The organism is Duganella sp. CY15W (assembly GCF_009857555.1).
GTDB classification, from domain to species: Bacteria; Pseudomonadota; Gammaproteobacteria; order Burkholderiales; family Burkholderiaceae_D; genus Rugamonas; species Rugamonas sacchari.
In genome coordinates this window covers 391,388-408,016 of record NZ_WWCQ01000003.1, presented here as the reverse complement: position 1 = coordinate 408,016, position 16,629 = coordinate 391,388, and the positions used below count along the sequence as shown (strand labels likewise).

Annotated in this window: 16 protein-coding genes and 1 pseudogene; 11 read left to right on the top strand and 6 right to left on the bottom strand. The window is 65.0% G+C overall.

Translation table 11 applies throughout. The annotated features are described in order from the left end of the window. Positions 1 to 1,425, bottom strand: coding sequence for a KamA family radical SAM protein (locus tag GTP58_RS16810; protein WP_161078438.1), 1,425 nt, complete (start codon positions 1,423 to 1,425; stop codon positions 1 to 3). Positions 1,426 to 1,594: 169 nt separating this feature from the next. On the opposite strand from GTP58_RS16810, the gene GTP58_RS16805 reads away from it, so the two are divergent. Further along, positions 1,595 to 2,056 (top strand): cache domain-containing protein, encoded by a 462-nt coding sequence (locus GTP58_RS16805; RefSeq protein WP_161078437.1) that lies wholly within the window; start codon positions 1,595 to 1,597, stop codon positions 2,054 to 2,056. Continuing rightward, positions 2,053 to 3,453: pseudogene (locus tag GTP58_RS16800) on the top strand (methyl-accepting chemotaxis protein); the annotation flags it as partial. The gene GTP58_RS16805 and the pseudogene GTP58_RS16800, both read left to right, overlap by 4 nt. A 132-nt stretch (positions 3,454 to 3,585) precedes the next feature. Here the strand turns inward: GTP58_RS16800 and GTP58_RS16795 are convergent. Next, entirely contained in the window at positions 3,586 to 4,191 is a 606-nt protein-coding gene (locus GTP58_RS16795; protein WP_161078436.1) for a DNA-3-methyladenine glycosylase, read from the bottom strand. Positions 4,192 to 4,400: 209 nt separating this feature from the next. Here GTP58_RS16795 and GTP58_RS16790 point away from each other — a divergent pair, with 209 nt between their 5' ends. The 4 genes from GTP58_RS16790 (at position 4,401) to GTP58_RS16775 (ending at position 10,514) form a co-directional block, all read left to right on the top strand. After that, entirely contained in the window at positions 4,401 to 5,267 is an 867-nt protein-coding gene (locus GTP58_RS16790) for an HDOD domain-containing protein (protein ID WP_072786084.1), read from the top strand. Then, on the top strand, positions 5,268 to 6,470 hold the full coding sequence (locus GTP58_RS16785; protein ID WP_161078435.1) for a hypothetical protein: 1,203 nt from the start codon (positions 5,268 to 5,270) through the stop codon (positions 6,468 to 6,470). 119 nt (positions 6,471 to 6,589) lie between these two features. Then, positions 6,590 to 7,774, top strand: a complete 1,185-nt coding sequence (locus GTP58_RS16780; protein ID WP_161078434.1) for a tetratricopeptide repeat protein — start codon at positions 6,590 to 6,592, stop codon at positions 7,772 to 7,774. 124 nt (positions 7,775 to 7,898) lie between these two features. Next, positions 7,899 to 10,514: a BACON domain-containing protein gene (locus GTP58_RS16775; RefSeq protein ID WP_161078433.1), complete on the top strand. Its 2,616-nt coding sequence runs from the start codon at positions 7,899 to 7,901 to the stop codon at positions 10,512 to 10,514. 69 nt (positions 10,515 to 10,583) lie between these two features. On the opposite strand, the gene GTP58_RS16770 is transcribed toward GTP58_RS16775, so the two are convergent. Then, a complete protein-coding gene (locus tag GTP58_RS16770) occupies positions 10,584 to 10,961 on the bottom strand; it encodes a homoserine dehydrogenase (protein ID WP_072786080.1) in 378 nt (125 codons plus the stop codon). An 86-nt stretch (positions 10,962 to 11,047) separates the two neighbouring features. Between GTP58_RS16770 and GTP58_RS16765 the strand changes: the two genes are divergently transcribed. Next, positions 11,048 to 11,731, top strand: coding sequence for a GNAT family N-acetyltransferase (locus GTP58_RS16765; RefSeq protein ID WP_161078432.1), 684 nt, complete (start codon positions 11,048 to 11,050; stop codon positions 11,729 to 11,731). Positions 11,732 to 11,737: 6 nt separating this feature from the next. Here GTP58_RS16765 and GTP58_RS16760 read toward each other — a convergent pair whose 3' ends face one another. Continuing rightward, positions 11,738 to 12,292: a TetR/AcrR family transcriptional regulator gene (locus GTP58_RS16760; protein ID WP_161078431.1), complete on the bottom strand. Its 555-nt coding sequence runs from the start codon at positions 12,290 to 12,292 to the stop codon at positions 11,738 to 11,740. 91 nt (positions 12,293 to 12,383) lie between these two features. On the opposite strand from GTP58_RS16760, the gene GTP58_RS16755 reads away from it, so the two are divergent. Continuing rightward, positions 12,384 to 13,841 carry an amidase gene (locus GTP58_RS16755; RefSeq protein WP_161078430.1) on the top strand — a complete coding sequence of 486 codons (1,458 nt, stop codon included), beginning with the start codon at positions 12,384 to 12,386 and terminating at the stop codon, positions 13,839 to 13,841. Here the strand turns inward: GTP58_RS16755 and GTP58_RS16750 are convergent. Beyond that, on the bottom strand, positions 13,824 to 14,324 hold the full coding sequence (locus GTP58_RS16750) for a DNA-deoxyinosine glycosylase (protein WP_161078429.1): 501 nt from the start codon (positions 14,322 to 14,324) through the stop codon (positions 13,824 to 13,826). The genes GTP58_RS16755 and GTP58_RS16750 overlap by 18 nt on opposite strands. 63 nt (positions 14,325 to 14,387) lie before the next feature. Between GTP58_RS16750 and GTP58_RS16745 the strand changes: the two genes are divergently transcribed. Next, entirely contained in the window at positions 14,388 to 14,825 is a 438-nt protein-coding gene (locus tag GTP58_RS16745; protein WP_161078428.1) for a DUF962 domain-containing protein, read from the top strand. Between the two features lie 6 nt (positions 14,826 to 14,831). On the opposite strand, the gene GTP58_RS31095 is transcribed toward GTP58_RS16745, so the two are convergent. Next, positions 14,832 to 14,969: a hypothetical protein gene (locus tag GTP58_RS31095; RefSeq protein ID WP_167544298.1), complete on the bottom strand. Its 138-nt coding sequence runs from the start codon at positions 14,967 to 14,969 to the stop codon at positions 14,832 to 14,834. Positions 14,970 to 15,138: 169 nt separating this feature from the next. On the opposite strand from GTP58_RS31095, the gene GTP58_RS16740 reads away from it, so the two are divergent. Together GTP58_RS16740 and GTP58_RS16735 are read left to right on the top strand one after the other, a co-directional pair. After that, positions 15,139 to 16,047: a DMT family transporter gene (locus GTP58_RS16740; RefSeq protein ID WP_072786076.1), complete on the top strand. Its 909-nt coding sequence runs from the start codon at positions 15,139 to 15,141 to the stop codon at positions 16,045 to 16,047. Then, the gene (locus GTP58_RS16735) at positions 16,047 to 16,538 is read left to right on the top strand and encodes a GNAT family N-acetyltransferase (protein WP_072786075.1); all 492 of its coding nucleotides are present in this window, start codon (positions 16,047 to 16,049) and stop codon (positions 16,536 to 16,538) included. Before GTP58_RS16740 ends, GTP58_RS16735 begins: the two co-directional genes overlap by 1 nt. Positions 16,539 to 16,629: the final 91 nt, after the last annotated feature.

Here is a 16,629-nt window from a genome sequence, read left to right as displayed (position 1 = left end):
CTAGGCCGCGTTGTGTGAATCGCAGCCGCCACCGCTGGCCGCTGCACCCTCGCCGCGCGCGGACGTGGCGGCCATCAGCGGTATCACCTTGCGTGTGCCCGGCGGCGCGACGCCGTATTCGCTGCGGCTGCCGCCCTCCTCCTCGAAGAAAAACTTCTCCTTGCCGAATGCTGGTTTCAGCTGGTCCATCCAGGTCGCCTGCGGATCGAATTTTGCGTAGAACGGCTTGCGCACCCAGTCCGCGTTACGCGCCTGCAGGAACTGCAGGGCAAACACCTTTTCGCCGCCGATCTGCGCAATCCCGTCGATCACCACCTTGCCCGGAAATGCACTCATCGACGGCCCGCGCACCGTGCGCGACAGGCCCGACACCATCTGGTAGGCCGCCTGGAAAATCTCATGCGCGCGCACCAGCGGCAGCTGGAAATACTCGCGCGGCCCGGTATCGCGCTCGACAAACATATAGTACGGAATCGCCCCCAACCGCACGCCGGTCTGCCACAGCTCGGCCCACGAGGCCGGATCTTCATTGATATGCCGTATCAGCGGCCCCTGCATGCGCAAGGTCGCGCCGGTGCCGACGATGCGCTTGACCGCCAGCTGCGCCATCTCCTGCCGCAGTTCCACCGCGTGGTTGTAATGGCCCATGATGGCCATGTTCTTGCCGCTCGCGACCACCCGTTCGAACAGCCGCAGCAAGTCGTCCGCATCGCGATCCGACACAAACCGCTGCGGCCAGTACGCCACCGACTTGGTGCCGATGCGGATGTTCTGGATATGCGCCAGCTCCGGCGCCAGCAGCGGCTCAATATACGCCGCCAGCGACCGCGTGTTCATGATCAGCGGATCGCCGCCCGTAATCAGTACATCCGTCACCTCCGGATGCACGCGCAGATACGCCGCCAGCTCGTGCGTTTCCCTGGCGTCGAACTTCATATCGTCCATGCCCACGAATTGCGGCCAGCGGAAGCAGAAGGTGCAGTAGGCATGGCAGGTCTGCCCCGAACTGGGGAAGAACAGCACCGTCTCCTTGTACTTGTGCTGCAAGCCCTTGAGCGGCGCATCATTCACACGCGGCACATTGTGCGTCATCTGCCCCGCCGGATGGGGGTTCATCCGCATGCGGATGCGCCGCACCAGCTCCACCAGCGCCGGCTGGTTGGCCTTGCCCAGCACCAGCTCGCGCAAGCGCGCATAATCGTCCGGCGCCAGCATGTCGCGGTGCGGAAAGGTCAGCCGGTAAATCGGATCGTCCGGGATATTGTTCCAGTCGATCAGATGATCGAGCACATACTCGTTGGTGCGGAACGGCAGCACATGCGACACCACCTGCACCGCCTCCTGCAAATCCGGCGGAATCCACTCCCACTGGCGGGAGTGCGAAATAGTCTGGCGTATAAACGGTTTGAATTTGGGCGTATCCATCGCGGGTTCCTGTTTGGGAGTCAGAGCCCTCATGCTAGGCCGCTTGCCATCCGGCAAATTGCCACAAATCAAGTGACACATGGAAATGTTGCAGGGCTTGCGCCAGCGCAATTCGCGGCCGGTGCAGATGCGTACAGTTCATTGGGCCATCCAACTACAGGAGCCGTCCATGCACACCCTGACCGCCGCCATCTGCCTTGCCGTCGCCGCCGCCGCCATGCCTCTGCCAGCCGCCGCCAATGAACCCACCGAAAAAGACGCCATCGCCATGGCGGAAAAAGGCGCCGCCTTCATCAAGGCCAACGGCAAGGACGCCCTGATTAAAAAGGTCGCCGCCAAGGATCCCGACTTCCTGCAGGGCGCGCTGTACGTCGACATCCGCGACCTCCACACCGGCATCGTGCTGGCGCACCCGGTCAACCCGTCCATCGTCGGCAAGGACCTGACCGACATCCCCGACGCCAGCGGTAAAAAATACCGCCGCGAGATCATCGAGCTGGCAGCCAAAAAAGGCCAGGGCTGGGTCGATTACCAGTACAAGAATCCCACCACCGGCAAGATCGAACCCAAGACCACCTACATCCTGCGCGTCGGCGACGTCGTGCTGGAAGCCGGCATCTACAAGAAATGAGCGAGAACGCCATGCTGAACAAACTGCGCATCGGTCCCAAACTGCTGCTGGCGCCCGGCCTGGTGCTGGTGCTGCTGATCGCCACCGCGGGCGCGGCCTACTTCGGCATGGTGCGCCAGAACGCCTCGCTGGAAAACCTGGTGCAGGTACGCGCCGCGCGCCTGCAAGCGGCCGCCGACATCAGCGGCGAGGCGCGCTACGCCCACGCCCACATCTACCAGCTACTGGCCTGGATCAACGGCAGCTTCGCCCCGGCCCGGCTCGATGCGCTCACACGCGACATCAAGACCCGCCACGCCGCCATCGACCAGCAGCTGCACCAGTTGGCCGGCGACACCGCCGCCGCCGACACCGAACGCGCCATCGCCACCCAGGCGCAGCAGGCGCTGGCCGCCTACCGCAAGGCCGTGCTGGACACCATGGAGATGGCGCAGATGGACCAGAGCATCGCCACCAACGCCATGGCGCGCGCAGAACAGCAGTTCCTGCTGCTCAATGAACAGCTGGCCCAGCTCTCGGCGCTGGAAAAGCAGCTCAGCGTGCAGGCCCACGCGCGCGCCAAGGCCGACTTCCACACGCTGAACACCAGCATGCTGCTGCTGGTGCTGCTGTCGATCGCGCTGTCGCTGGGCGTCACCATGGCCGTGCGCAGCGCCATGCTGCGCGACATCCGCACCATCGCCGACGTGGTGATGGCGCTGGCCGCCGGCCGCCTCGCCACCAGCCAGCGCCAGCACGGCCGCGACGAAATCGCCGACACCGCGCGCATGCTGGACCAGACCATGGTCACGCTGACGCAAACGCTGACCACCATCCTCGGTTCGGTGCGCTCGATCGACACCGCCGCACGCGAAATCGCCAGCGGCAACCTGGACCTGTCGACGCGCACCGAAATGCAGGCCAGCTCGCTGGAGCAGACCGCCAGCGCCATGAATGCGCTGACCCACACCGTGCAGGCCAACGCCGTCCACGCGCGCGACGCCAGCCAGCTCGCGGCCGACGCCAGCCAGCTGGCCCGCCATGGCGGCGCCGCGATGGAGGACGCGGTACACACCATGGCCTCGATCCGTGCCAGCTCGCGCCAGATCGTAGACATCATTGCCGTCATCGACGGCATCTCGTTCCAGACCAACATCCTCGCGCTCAACGCCGCCGTCGAAGCGGCGCGCGCCGGCGAGCAGGGACGCGGCTTTGCCGTGGTGGCCTCCGAGGTCCGCACGCTGGCGCAGCGCTCGGCCGCCGCCGCCAAGGAAATCAAGGCCCTGATTGCCGCCTCGGTGGCCACCATCGACAGCGGCAGCGCCTCGGTGCAGCAGGCCGGCGCGCGCATGCAGGGCATCGTCGCCGCCGTGCAGCAGGTCAACGACATCATCGCCCGCATCAGCGCCGCCAGCGCCGAGCAGGCGCAGGGCATCACCGAAGTGAACCAGGCGGTGGGGCAAATGGATGATGTGACGCAGCAGAACGCCGCGCTGGTGGAACAGGCCGCCGCTGCGGCCGCCAGCCTGCAGGACCAGGCCGTGCAGCTGTCAACGGCGGTTGCCGTGTTCCAGATCGAGCCCACCCCGCATGGGCTTGCTCAAAAAACGCGAACCGGCTTCCACGAAACGCCACGGCAGCTCCACCGCCTTGGAAATGCCAATCCGCGGCCCGGCTAGCACCTGCGGCGGCTGGACCGGGTCGCGCGCGACCAGCGTGAACGGCGGCGCGCTGAGTGGCAGGTCGTTGAACGCGCGCGTCACGTCCAGCGCCTGGCACAGCCGTCCCGGCCCGGCGCACTGCAGCCGCTCGTCGTCCAGGCCGCGCCGTGCGCGCATGGTGTCGAGGCCGGTCAGCGGTTCCAGCGCGCGGATCAGCACGCCAGCGCCATGGCCCGGCTCGCGGCAGACAAAATTCAAGCACCAGTGCAGCCCGTGCGAGCGGTACACATAGCTGCGCGCGGGCGGTCCGAACATGGCAAAATTGCGCGGCGTCAGGCCGATATAGCAGTGCGACGCCGGCTCCGTGCCGTCATACGCTTCCACCTCCACAATCCGGCCGCCGACGCCGTTGACCAGCAGCGTCACCCCGATGAGTTGCGGCGCCACGAGCTGGGCCGGCGCGCTGAAATCGATGTCTGCCAGAGTGGTAATCATGCATCTATTCTAAATGCCAATCTGGACCACACGATTACAAAAGTCGTGCCAAATGGTTATCGATTCCACGCAATACGCGACAAAATATGGTGCGGTGCATAGAAAATCACGACAAATTCACGCAAACCGTGCCTGCTTGCGGCGATAATCGAGGGTAAGATTGCGCATGTTGCGCAGGCCATGAGCCGCCTTTACCCTTGAATAACACAATGACGACAGTTGCTGCCCCAGCTTTGCCTACAGAAAACGCGGTGGAAGACGCGCTGATGCGCTCCATCCGTATTCCGCCACGGCCCAGCCTGCTCGTCGACCTGCAGCGCGAGCTCGGCAAGGACGACCCGTCGCCGCGCAGTATCGCCCGCATCATCGCCAACGACGTCGGCATGTCCGGCGCCCTGCTCAAGCTGGCCAATTCGCCGTTCTTTGGCGCCGCGCGCAAGGCCAAGTCGGTGGAACAGGCGATCAACTTCCTCGGCATCAACCAGTGCGCGGCACTGCTGACCGGGCTGCTCGCGCGCCAGGCCATCGAAGGCAAGGAGGCCGACCTCAACGCCTTCTGGGAAATCTCCGCGCGCCGCGCGCAGGCGCTGGTGTTCACCTCGCGCAAGCTGCGCATCGCCCCGCCCGACATCGCCCACACCTTTGGCCTGTTCTGCGACATCGGCGTGCCGCTGCTGATGAACCGCTTCGAGGACTACGCCGACACCTACGACCAGGCCTGCAACGACGCCAGCGGCGTTTTCACCGCAATTGAAGATGCGCGCTACAGCACCAACCACGCGGCCATCGGTTGCCTGCTGGCGCGCAACTGGGGCCTGTCGCCGGACGTCTCCTGGGCCATCCTGCTGCACCACGACTACCGCGTGCTGGACGACCCGTCCACCGACGACGCCATCCGCTCGCTGGTGGCGCTGTCGCTGCTGGCGGAAAAAGGCATCCAGCGCCTGCACGGCCGCACCATGTCCTACGAATGGGACAAGGGCGGCGAAGCGGCCTGCCGCCACCTCGGCCTGTCCGAGGACGAAACGGCCGACCTGCTCGACGAGCTGAACGAAACCTTCCACACCGAACGATAAATGTCCAAAAATAATAAGCGTCCTGGCGCCGCCCCGGCCCCGCGCAAAGCCGCCAACACGCCTGAAGCCAAAGACGAACAACAAACCGCCGAACTGTGCGCGCTGGCGCTGGACCTGGCCGACGAATCGGCCGGCGCCGACATCGTGGCCGCCAGTACGCGCGAAGAACTGAGCCAGAAACACCTGGAGTTCCAGCGCCTGCTGCGCCGCCTGCTGTCGCAGGGCAAGGATGAAGTGCTGTACGGCGCCATCGAACTGGCGCGCGAGGAGGCGCTGGACGCCTACCGCTACCTGCGCACCGCGATTGAAGAAGGCGCGGCCAACCTGATCCTGCGCCGCGACAACGCGCCCGACCTGGAAATCGATGCGTTTGCGATTCCCGTGTTCGTGCACAGCCAGGGCGGCCTCGATCCGGCCGCCGACTTCCAGGACGGCGACGCCTACGACGCGCTGCTGGACAGCCTCACCAGCGCCGGCCTGGAAAGCGGCAAAGCCAAGGTGGTGCTGGTCAGCCACGCCTACGACCTCGGCGAGATCGAACGCATCACCTACGGCCAGCTGCACGCCATGGTGCGCGAAGCGGCCCACTCGCTGACCGAAAAGAAAATCGCCGCCGCGCCGGCGCTGGAACGCAGCCTGCAGCACGGCTGGTCCGCCACCAGCTTTGGCGCCGACGACAGCGCGGTCGAACTGCGCTTCCTGCTCGGCTTTGCGCTCAAGCGCGCCGATGACGTCTTCTATCAGGTGCCGTCCGGCGAAAAAGCCGCCGACGCCTACTTTGCCAAGCGCGCCGAGCGTTATCAGAAATGGACCGAGGAGCATGCGCCGCTGGTGGCGCGCTGCCTGGGCCGCGCACGCGGCGCCGACCCGGCGCTGACCCTGAATTTCCTCTACCAGGACCTGTTCTTTGGCGCGCGCGCCCAGGGCCAGTCCGAGTACGACATGCTGGGCCTGCTGTCGACGCTGAACCAGGCGCTGGCCGCGCACGATCCGGCCACGGTGCAAGCCGTCATCGCACCGTCGGACGATGACGACGAGCCGCAGCTGCATGTCCAGCTGTCGCACGGTGGCGCCGTGCTGGTCACTGCCGGCAAGCCGCACGATCCGGGCGCCGACCTGGAAGCGGCGCTGGACGACCTGGCCGACGCCCTGGCCAGCCTGGGCCTGACCCAGGTTGCCATCTCTGCCGACCCGCTGGCCTGAAAGCGATTTCCTGTTTGACAGTCACCCGCGAGCCGAGGATACTTTCCTGAACGCGGAACGCAGATTCCGCTGCCTGGTGCGGCGCCGGCCTTGTGCTCCGCAGCAAAGGGAGACCTGTCATGAAATCATGGGCCATGCTAGTGTGCGCCGCCGCCCTGCTGTGCGGCTGCGCCAGTGAACGTGTCGCGCCCGTCGCGCCGGTGCAGCAGCTATTCCACGACCAGCTATTCCAGCCGCCATCGGCGCCGGTAGACACCAGCAGCGTCTTTGCGCTGAGCCCGGCCATGCACGCCTATCTGCAGCGCGAGATAGGCAATAACTCGCCGGGCAAGGACACGCGCCGCATGCTGTTTGACGCGCTCTACCGCCGCGACAAGCTCCAGCTCGAATACGATTCCGCCGTCACCCGCAACGCCGCCCAGACCTTTGAGGCGCGCGCCGGCAACTGCCTGTCGCTGGCCATCATGACCGCCGCGCTGGCGCGCGAACTCAACCTGCCGGTGCAATTCCAGCAGATCGAGGTGGACGAGGTGTGGAGCCGTGCCGGCAACCTGTACTTTGCCAGCAACCACGTCAACCTGTCGCTGGGCCGCGCGCGCAGCGAGCGCAATCCCTACATGACCTACAATATGGACACCGCCACGGCGCTGACGGTGGACTTCATCCCGGTGCCGCCGAAAGCGCGCGACACCGCCAGAACGCTCAGCGAAACCACCATCGTGGCGATGTTTCTCAACAACCGCGCCGCCGAGCTGCTGTCGATCGGCCACATCGATGACGCCTACTGGTCGGCGCGCAAAGCGGCCGAGGTCGATCCCTTGTTCCTCAACGCCTACAACACGCTGGGCGTGATCTACCAGCACCACGGCAATCCGGACGCCGCCGAGCAGACGCTGCGCTACGCCCATGACCAGGCGCCCAATAACACGATTTACCTGGCCAACCTGGCACAGACGCTGGAAAGCCAGCACAAACTCGATGAGGCGGCCACGCTGCGCACCCGCCTGGCCCAGCTCGAACCCTACCCGCCGTTCTACTTCTTCCAGCAAGGCCAGGAGGCCATGAAGCTGGGCGATTACACGCGGGCCCGGAATATGTTCGAACGTGAACTGGAACGCGTGCCGGACTACCATGAATTCCACTTCTGGCTGGCGGTCGCCAATTATCAGCTCGGCAACCTGCGCGCCGCCGACAGCCATATGGCGCTGGCCATGGAAAACAGCACCACGCGCGGCGCCCACGACCTGTATGCAGGCAAACTGGACCGCCTGCGCGCCTATGAGGCACAGCTCAGGGCAAAATAAGCGGACACCGGTGGTATGCTGGAGCAGTCAGTACCGTATAAAACGGTACATTTACTTGACACTTAGTTGCGTTCACGCAACAATTGCAAGTAAATTAAGCTGCACCTACCACAAGGATTCCGTCATGCTGAGACTCAGGCCCGCTTACGCCGCCGTCCCCCTGTTTATCGCCACCTGTCTTGCCGCCGTCTTGTCCGCCTGTGGCGGTGGCGGCGGGGGTGGTGGTGGCGGCGGTAACACCACGCCTCCCGTCACCAGTCCAGCCCTGAACTTTACCCCCGCCACCGTCACTGCCAGCGTGACCGCCGGCACCTCGCAGACCCTGAGCGTCGCCGCCGCCGTGGTCCGTCCCGGCGATTTCAGCAACGCCACCGCCATCTTTGCCCTGCTGACCGACACCACCGGCGTCATCCTGCCGAGTGCGCAAGTGGTGCGCGACAGCGATACCCAGTACCACGCCACGCTGCAAACCGCGCCCACGCTGGCGGCCGGCAATTACAAAGGCAGCTTCAGCGTCAAGCTGTGCCGCGACAACGCCTGCGCCAGCCAGTTCCCCGGCTCGCCCATGTCGCTGCCGTATGACATCACCGTAGTGCCTGCCGGCCAGACCACCCTGACGGCCGTGCCGGCCATGCCGCTGACCGCCAGCGTGCAGTCCGGCGGCGCCGCGCCTGCCAGCGTGACCGTGGCCATCACCAGCGGCGGCCGCAGCTGGACCGCCAGCAACGGCGGCGCCAGCTGGCTCAAGCTCAGCGCCACCAGCGGCAACGGCGACGGCAGCCTGACCGTCAGCTATGACGCCAGCGGCCTCGCGCAAGGCGACTACAGCAGCACGCTGAGGATTGCCAGCGATACCCAGAATGTCGTGCTGCCGGTCGCCCTGACCGTGCTGCCGCCGGGCCTGGTGCTCGGGTCGTCCAGCGTCACCTTCAATGCCGTCAATGGCGCGCCGGTGCCGAGCCAGATCATCAGCCTGGACACCGACAACAAGATCAGCACCGGCTTCACCGCCGCCAGCAATGCGGCCTGGCTCGCGGTATCGCCAACCAGCGGCGCCACCCCGGCCACCACCATCCTGAGCGTCGATCCGACCGTCGGCAAGCTGATCAGCGGAAGCTATAGCGGCGCCGTGACGCTCACCGCCAGCAACCAGACCGCGCGCACCTTGCCGGTCACGCTCAACCTGACGCCGGCCAAGCTGCAGACCTCGGTCGCCAGCATGGCGTTTGGCGGCCCGTATGGCCGCGACTTCAGCAGCAGCCAGTCGCTCACGCTCAACCTCAACACCAGCACCAACAGCTGGCCATGGCAGCTCGATACCCTGCCCAGCTGGCTGGGCGCCAACGTTACCGGCGGCAGCGTCAACCAGGCCGGCACCACGCTGACCTTCAAGGCCTTGCCGGCCAACACCGGCCTGGGCGCCAACTCCGCGATGGTCACCGCCACCGGCAAGGTCAATGGCGACAGCGTCACCACGCAACTGCTGTTCTCGATTAACAAGGACGCCCACAAGCTGCTGCCGTCGGAAGTTGCGGTGCCGCTCATTAGCGTACCGGGCTGGAGCCGCCTGACCCGCACCATCACCGTCGCCGACAACTACGGCAGCTTTGGCGGCATGAGCGCCACCAGCGACCAGTCGTGGCTGGTGGTAGCCGTCAGCGGCAACAAGCTGACCCTGACCGCCGATCCAAGCCAGCTCACCGACGACAGCCTCAACACGGCCACCATCACGGTCACCGCGTCGGACAATGACGTGACCGCGCTGGAACGGATCCGCGTGTCCCTGTGGCGCGGCGCGGCCAAGCCGGCCGCCACCACCACTGCGGCCCTGCCCTACACCAACCTGGTCGCCGATCCGCTGCGCCCGTATGTGTACGCACACAACGGCGGCGCCTACATCGACATCTACAATGTGTACACGGGACGCAAGGAAGGCACGCTGACCGGCTTCTCGTCCAGCCTGGGCGACATGGCCGTGACGCCCAATGGCGATTCGCTGTACGTGGTGGACATCAACAACAGCCGCGTCACCATCGTCAACCTGGCCGCGCGCAGCATCAGCGCCCAGCTGCCGCTGGCAGTGGCCGGCACCAGCAACACCCGCATCAGGCTGATCCGCCCCAACGGCGTCGAACTGCTGCTGCTCAGCGATGGCCAGGTCTACCTGACGCTGGACACCAAGCGGCTCAACGACCTGCCGCTCAGCGGCGGCGGCGTCATGGCCATCAGCGCCGACGGAAAGCGCCTGGTGCAGCAAAGCGAAACCAGCAGCATCAAGCACACCAGCGTCAACCTCGACTACGCCACCTTTGGCGGCGGCACGCTGTTTGCCGCCAAGGTCAACGCCGCCAGCCATGCCAGCCCGGGCACCCAGGGCCAGGATGTGGCGATCAGCGCCGACGCCACGCGCATCTACAGCGCCGCCTCGGCGCCGAAGTCCTGCGCCATCATGAATACCAGCGACCTCGGGATTCTCGGCTACATGGCGATCGGCGATGCCGCGCCGAACAACATCAAGGTGTCGATCGATGGCCGCATCTTCTGCGGCGGCGCCACCCGCAGCGGCAACAGCGACATCTATATGTACGACAGCGCCGGCAGCAAAATCCTGCAGCAGTACAAGCTCAGCACCACCGGCAAGCTGCTGCTGCCGCGCCAGATGGTGCTGTCAGGCGAAGGCTGGGTCCTGAGCGCGATTACCGACGACGGCACCGTCACCTTCCTCGCCATCGGGCCGTAACACGCCGCCGGCCAATAAAAACGCCGCCCGCAGCAAGTCGCTGCGGGCGGCGTTTTTTCTGCAGGGAGGTCAGTAGCCGGTGTTGCGGCCGGCAATCACGGGCAGGTCATCGTCCGTGGTCATGGACCAGATCAGGCGGGCGATGGTTTCCGAGGCCACCACGGTGTGATGGTTGGCTTGCGCCATCAGCTTTTCGCGGATCTCGCGCCGCACGGCGGCGATGCCGGTCAGGTCGAACAGAATATCCACGCCGCTGCCCATGGCCAGTATCTCGTCCAGCGTGGCGATATGCAGGCCGGCGGTGACCGCCTCCTGGCGGCCCGGCGTGTCGCCGGTTTCCGCCACGCCCACCAGTTCCACACCACGCCCACTGCGGGCCAGCATATTGCGCAAGAATGCCGCCCCAATCCGGCCCAGGCCGATGATGGCGATTTTTTGAGTATCCACTTATCCCCCGTTTTTTAGCTACACTGCGATCGTGACCCCATCAGAAACTGTTTTAGACAAACAAGCATAACACTCAGGCACATCGCATGGAACCAATTCCCCTGCTGGACCATATTTTCTGGCACGCGCTGAATGGCCCGCACCGGCAATACTCCAACGGCACGGCGCAGATCCGGCGCTACACGCAGGGCTTCTCTCCCATCATCGCCTTTGCCGATCCGTCCCGGCCGGACTTTGCCGCGCTGGCGCCGTGGTGCGCTGCGGGCGAACAGTTCTACTGCGACGGCTGGACTGGCGCCGCGCCGCCGGGCTGGCGCATCGCCGTCGAAAGCACCATGTTCCGCATGCTGTGGGACGGCCCGCTGCCCGCCAGCGATCCCGCGCCCGATGCACGTCCGCTGGGTGCGCAGCACGCGGCGGCGGCGCTGGAACTGGCGGCGTTGTGCAAGCCCGGTCCGTTCGGCATCCGCACCATCGAACTGGGCGACTACTACGGCTATTTTGACGGTGAACGCCTGATGGCCATGTCCGGCGAGCGCCTGCGCGCACCCGGCCTGTGCGAAATCAGCGGCGTCTGCACCCACCCCGATTACCAGGGCCGGGGGCTGGCAAAAAAGCTCATCACCAGGCTGCTGCTGCAACACCGGCAGCGCGGCGACCGCTCCTTCCTGCATGTCATGCGCGCCAACCACAGCGCCCACCAGCTCTACCTCAACATGGGCTTCAAGGACTATCTGGAATCCACCGTGCGCGTGGTGGTCGCGGAGTAGACCGCCCTAGCCCTTGAGGATGGCGCGCACCATGGCCAGCAGCTTGGGACCGATATGGGGTTCGGCGCCGTTCTGCGCCATGATTTGCGCACCTTCCAGCACGCAGCTCAGATGCAGCGCCGCCGCAGCGGGATGTGGCAGGCCGGCCTGCGCGCACAGCCGCTCCATGCGGACCAGCTGGCGGGCCTTGTGCGCAGCGATCACGATGCGGGCCGGGTGGCTGGCGTCCGGCAGCTCGGCGATCGAGTTGATAAACGGGCAGCCACGGTGCGAGGCGCGCGCCAGGTCGTCCGCAATAAACTGGGCAAAGCCCATGATCTGCTTGTCCGGCGCGCTCGGGTAGCGCTGCTCCAGCGCATCGAACGCCGCCGTGTACTGCGCCACCAGATGTTCCAGCCACGCGGTAATCAGCGCGTCCTTGGATGCGAAGTGGCGGTACAGCGCCATCTTGGTGGTCTGCGCCGCGCGCGCAATCGCATCCACGCCGACGCCGCGTATCCCCTCTTCATAAAACAGGCTGGCCGCCGCATCGAACAGCCGCTGACGCAATGGCGCTTTCATTTCTTCTCCTTGACATTGATACCGACCGGTATCAGTATACCACCGGCAAATGATACCTACCGGTATCATTCTAATTTTCAGGAGCAGCCCCATGAAACTCTCAGAATACGTACAGCATGACGCCCTCGGCCTGGCCGCGCTGGTTGCCGCCGGCGAAGTCACTGCGGCAGAACTGGCGCAAACAGCCAGCGCCGCCATGGCTGCCGTCAATGGCAGCATCAATGCCGTGATCGAGCAATGGCCCGCGCCGGCAGCGGACCTGCAACGCAGCAGCGCCCCGTTTGCCGGCGTGCCCTTCCTCATCAAGGACGTCGCCATCAGCATGGCGGGGCAGCGCCTGGAACTGGGCAGCCGCCTCGCCGAAGGCAATGTCGCCGCCGCTGACAGCAACCTCATGCGCCACTTCCGCCAGGCCGGGCTGGTCACCATCGGCCGTACCAGCTCACCGGAAATGGCGTTCAGCACCACCACCGAATCCGTGTTCAACGGCCCCACGCGCAACCCCTGGGATCTGCGCCTGAGCGCGGGCGGCTCCAGCGGTGGCGCGGCAGCCGCGGTCGCCGCCGGCATCGTTCCGCTGGCGCACGCCACCGATGCCGCTGGTTCCATCCGCGTGCCGGCGGCCAGCTGCGGCCTGTTCGGCCTCAAGCCGACGCGCGGCCGCGTCTCCAACGGCCCGAGCATGGATGAAGTGTTCAACGGCTTCGGCGTGCAGCTGGGTCTCAGCCGCAGCGTGCGCGACAGCGCCGCGCTGCTGGACGCCATCCTGCAGCACGACGTCGGCGAGCCTTACTACACCGCACCGCCCGCCAGTCCTTACCTGCTGGAGGTGGCGCGCGAACCGGGCAAGCTGCGCATCGGCGTCATGCTGGAAGCATGGAGCGGCCAGCAACCGCAGGCCGGCATTGAACAAGCCGCCATGGATGCCGCCAGGCTGTGCGCCAGCCTGGGACACGAGGTCGCGCTGGTGCAGCCAGCGCTCGGGGTAGCGTGGGAAGAATTTGTCCATGCCAACGCCCAGGTCTGGTGCGCCAATCTGGTGGGCTGGATCGACGGCCTGTGCGCCGCCACCGGCCGCAAGGCCGACCTGTCGACGCTGGAGGCAGCCACGCTGGCCTGCTATGCCTACGGCCGCCGCGCCAGCGCACCTGCCTTTGCCGACGCGCTCGCCATCCGCAACCGCGTCACGCGCAGCCTCGGCGGCTATTTCAGCGACTACGACCTGCTGCTGACGCCAACCCTGCCCGCGCTACCGCTGGCCATCGGCGACTACGCCAACGGTTCGGCGCACATGGATGGACTGGAATGGACCGCACGCGTCTTCCGCCACTCGCCATACACGCCCGCAGCCAACGTGGCCGGCGTGCCGGCGATGTCGGTGCCGCTGGGGCGCTGCGCCGAAGGCTTGCCGATCGGCGTCCAATTCATTGCCGGCTTCGGCCGTGAAGACATGCTGTTCCGCCTGGCGGGACAACTCGAACGCGCGCAGCCATGGACAGGCCACACGCCGCCGGTCTGGGCCGGCAATGCCTCAGCGGCTGGCGCGTAACGCCAGCCAGGCCTCGCGCTTCTGCGCGAGCGCCATGGTGTAGGCCGGACTTGAGGAGGGCAGCTCAATCAGATTCAACTGGTCCGCCAGCGTGGCGATCTGTTTGCGTCCGACTTTGGCGGCCGTGCGGCCATTGAAGCCGATGGTGGTCAGTGCAGGCAGCGATTGAATCAAGCCAGGCAGATCATTGCCTCGGTGCTGCTTGATATTGCTGTCCAGGCTGCCATCACGGCGGGCCTCGGCAATTACGTCCCACAGGCCGACACCATGCGCGAGCAGGGTCGCCAGCCGCGCCGGGTACTCCAGCGGCACCAGATCGACGCCGATCACCTGCGACATCAGATACCAGAACGCATTCTGCTTATGGGCGTAATAGCGCCCTTCCGCTAATGACTTCTCGCCCGGCAGGCTGCCCAGCACCAGCAGACGGGTATGCGGGTTCACCACCGGATCGAAACAACGCTTGCGCAATTCATCACTCATGCGCGTATTCTACAGGTGTAGAATCCTTGAGCAGCCAACAACAATAACTTGCAGGAGACAACCATGCCGGAACACCGCACCATCGACACACTGCTGGCCCAGTACAGCGAAAGCCACCTCAACCCGACCAACGAAGTGATCCACTTTATCTGCGTGCCCGTCATCGTGTTCACGCTGCTCGGCCTGCTATGGTCGCTGCATCCGCTGGTGGCGCTGGCGTTTGCCGCCGCCTCGATGGTGTACTACTTCCGCCTGTCCAGGCCGTTCGCCGTCGGCATGCTGCTGATGGCAGCCGCGATGCTGGCCATCCTGGCTGCGCTGCCGCAATCCACCGTGCTGCCGCTATCGATTGCTGTCTTTGTGCTGGCCTGGATAGGCCAGTTCATCGGCCACAAGATCGAAGGCAAGAAGCCCTCGTTCTTTGACGACCTGCGCTTCCTGCTGATCGGGCCGCTGTTTGTGCTGAGCTTCCTGTACCGCCGCCTGCACCTGGCGTATTGAAAGCCGTTAGCGGAAGAAGGCGTGGGCAAATAGCGCCTGCGCCGCGCCCTGCACCTCGTCGTCCGCCAGCATCAGCACCAATGCGGTGCTCAGGGCCACATAGCCCAGCAGCGTGACAACTTTGATTTGCAGCGCGGTACTCATAGCGCTCTCCTGGCGAAGAAAGATAGTGAAATGTCATTTCACTATACTTGGTCTTTCGGCCTGCACCGCTGAATTTACACGTCTGATACAACTTAATCCCCGAGCTGTTGCGTCGCAACAAAAAGCTCGCCGCTAGGCAAGATATCGCCGCTCCAGCTATACTGGTTTGATGTCCTCTCCACTGCTATTCATCATCGCCTGTTTGATCTGGGGCTCTACTTTTTTCGCCATTACGCTACAACTGGGTGAAGTGCCGCCAGCGGTTTCCGTGGTATACCGCTTCGCGCTGGCATCGGCCGTGCTGTTCACATGGTGTGCGGCGCGCGGCCATCGCCTGCTGCTGCCCTGGCGCGCGCAACGCTGGCTGATGCTGCAAGGCTGCGCCACTTTTGCCGTCAGCTACATCTGCACCTACAGCTCCGAACAGTATCTGGTGTCCGGCCTGGTGGCGGTGCTGTTTGCCTTGATGGTGTTCTGGAACCCGATACTCAACCGCATCGCCTACGGCATGGCGCTGAGCTGGCGCACCTGGGCGGCGGGCGGCGTGGCGATCTGCGGCGTGACCTTGCTGTTTTACCGCTCGATCCATGGCGCATGGAATGAAATTTTAAACGGTGGCAACGGCCATTTCCTGCTGGGACTGGTGCTGGCGCTATGCGCCACCATCGCGAGCTCGGTGGGCAATATCATGGTCGTCAAGGTGCGCCAGCAATGCGACAATGTGCTGCTCACCATGGCCTGGTCGATGATGTGGGGCACGCTGCTGGTGGCCCTGTTCGTGCTGGTCAGCGGCCAGTCGTTCGTCATGCCCACCACCGCGAAATACTGGGGCGGCTTGCTGTACCTGTCGCTGCTGGGCTCCGTGATTGCGTTTGCCGCCTACTTCACGCTGATCCACCGCATCGGTTCCGACAAGGCCGTGTACATCGGCGTGGTGACGCCGGTGATCTCGGTGCTGCTGTCGATCCAGCTGGAACACTACCGTCCCGGCCCGATGGAATGGCTGGGCATGGTGTTATGCTTGTCCAGCGTGGCCTGGGCTTTGAAACCACCTTCTTCTACTACTGCAAAAAACTGATGAGTACTTCCGAACTGACCATCCGCCCGGCCACGCCAGCCGACGTCCCTGCCATCTTTGGCATGATTTTCGAGCTGGCCGTGTTTGAAAAGCTGGAGCACATGGTGGTCGCCAACGAAGCCGCGCTGCACGACAGCCTGTTCTGCGACAAGCCGGTGTGCGAAGCGCTGGTGGGCGAAACGGGCGGCGAGGTGGTGACCTTCGCGCTGTTCTTCCACAACTTCTCGACCTTCCTGTGCAAGAAGGGCCTGTACCTGGAAGACCTGTACGTGCAGCAGGCGCACCGTGGCAAGGGTTATGGCAAGCAGATGCTGGTGGCGCTGGCGCAGCTGGCGACCGACCGCGACTGCGGCCGCTTTGAATGGTCGGTACTGGACTGGAACGCCAACGCCATCACGTTCTACGAGAACATGGGCGCGACCGTGATGCCGGACTGGCGCATCTGCCGCGTTACCGGCGACGCGCTGGCGCGGCTGTCGGCGCAGGCGTAAAAAAACCCATCCGGTTTGCGCCGGATGGGAGAACCCTTTGTCAGGGGGAGGGAGATTGAATCAACACCCTCACTATATCGTCCCCGGTGCA

What these genes read in the sequence shown, in the direction of transcription:
- GTP58_RS16810 (WP_161078438.1), bottom strand. Translation starts at nt 1,425, where the DNA reads ATGGATACGCCCAAATTCAAACCGTTTATACGCCAGACTATTTCGCAC.
- GTP58_RS16745 (WP_161078428.1), top strand. Translation starts at nt 14,388, where the DNA reads ATGCCGGAACACCGCACCATCGACACACTGCTGGCCCAGTACAGCGAA.
- GTP58_RS16790 (WP_072786084.1), top strand. Translation starts at nt 4,401, where the DNA reads ATGACGACAGTTGCTGCCCCAGCTTTGCCTACAGAAAACGCGGTGGAA.
- GTP58_RS16755 (WP_161078430.1), top strand. Translation starts at nt 12,384, where the DNA reads ATGAAACTCTCAGAATACGTACAGCATGACGCCCTCGGCCTGGCCGCG.
- GTP58_RS16735 (WP_072786075.1), top strand. Translation starts at nt 16,047, where the DNA reads ATGAGTACTTCCGAACTGACCATCCGCCCGGCCACGCCAGCCGACGTC.
- GTP58_RS16765 (WP_161078432.1), top strand. Translation starts at nt 11,048, where the DNA reads ATGGAACCAATTCCCCTGCTGGACCATATTTTCTGGCACGCGCTGAAT.
- GTP58_RS16785 (WP_161078435.1), top strand. Translation starts at nt 5,268, where the DNA reads ATGTCCAAAAATAATAAGCGTCCTGGCGCCGCCCCGGCCCCGCGCAAA.
- GTP58_RS16775 (WP_161078433.1), top strand. Translation starts at nt 7,899, where the DNA reads ATGCTGAGACTCAGGCCCGCTTACGCCGCCGTCCCCCTGTTTATCGCC.
- GTP58_RS16780 (WP_161078434.1), top strand. Translation starts at nt 6,590, where the DNA reads ATGAAATCATGGGCCATGCTAGTGTGCGCCGCCGCCCTGCTGTGCGGC.
- GTP58_RS16740 (WP_072786076.1), top strand. Translation starts at nt 15,139, where the DNA reads ATGTCCTCTCCACTGCTATTCATCATCGCCTGTTTGATCTGGGGCTCT.
- GTP58_RS16795 (WP_161078436.1), bottom strand. Translation starts at nt 4,191, where the DNA reads ATGATTACCACTCTGGCAGACATCGATTTCAGCGCGCCGGCCCAGCTC.
- GTP58_RS16750 (WP_161078429.1), bottom strand. Translation starts at nt 14,324, where the DNA reads ATGAGTGATGAATTGCGCAAGCGTTGTTTCGATCCGGTGGTGAACCCG.
- GTP58_RS31095 (WP_167544298.1), bottom strand. Translation starts at nt 14,969, where the DNA reads ATGAGTACCGCGCTGCAAATCAAAGTTGTCACGCTGCTGGGCTATGTG.
- GTP58_RS16760 (WP_161078431.1), bottom strand. Translation starts at nt 12,292, where the DNA reads ATGAAAGCGCCATTGCGTCAGCGGCTGTTCGATGCGGCGGCCAGCCTG.
- GTP58_RS16805 (WP_161078437.1), top strand. Translation starts at nt 1,595, where the DNA reads ATGCACACCCTGACCGCCGCCATCTGCCTTGCCGTCGCCGCCGCCGCC.